The organism is Vibrio sp. 1978, assembly GCF_033344345.1.
Window position 1 is genome coordinate 1 of the sequence record NZ_JAWPOP010000431.1, and the last position, 724, is coordinate 724.

At 49.0% G+C, this 724-nt stretch carries 1 protein-coding gene; it reads right to left on the minus strand.

Features of this window, described 5'->3' with window-relative positions:
• Positions 1-32: 32 nt before the first annotated feature.
• Positions 33-724: type IV pilus biogenesis protein PilM (gene pilM / locus R8N49_RS27065; protein WP_318190442.1), on the minus strand; the 692-nt coding region annotated here is incomplete at its 5' end.

Sequence of the window (724 nt, forward strand, 5' to 3'; positions counted from 1 at the left end):
CTTCCCTTTGATTTTCGCGCCAAGGCAATAAGTTAATGCGATACAGCACGCACACCTCCTAACCAATGAATGCCACGCACCGCCAGCCCTGCAGCCGTCGAAAAATGTTGCCAATCGGCCGCTCGGCGCTTGCGTTTCGACACTTTCATTTCAAACAGTCCGAGTGGGTTTAGCAACTCGCACTCCAATGCCAACTGATGCGAGAGCTCTTCTGCCAACATTGGCGTCGATGCCCCCTCGCCCGATAACCAAATGCCTTTGATGTTTTGCGAACCATTGATCGAGGTATAGAGCTGCATTTGACGTTTTACGCGCTCAACCACTTGACGATTGAACTGTTCCGTTTTGGCTTGAGCATCATCAGAAAGTAAGTCTTCTTGTGACGTCCCCATTGAGATACGAGTACCGCACGCAAACTCCTTATGAAACAGTTCGCCTTGCTCGGTAAACATGGTGAATGAACTCGCTAGCGAGCCGATGTCTAACAAACAGTATTTGTTTTTTTCAGGAAAACGCTCTGCGGCAAGCTTCCAGATATGACCTAGGCTTTGAGAGTGCACGTCAACCAACACAGGCTTTAAACCAGACTGTTGTAACGCTTCAACTCGGCTTTCAACCACATCTTTGCGCGTAGCGAATACTTGATAACTGTCCGTTCCACGCATCCCTTCTTCCGCACGAAGGCGTACGAAATCCAAACTCAGTTCTTCCACAGGAAAAGGAG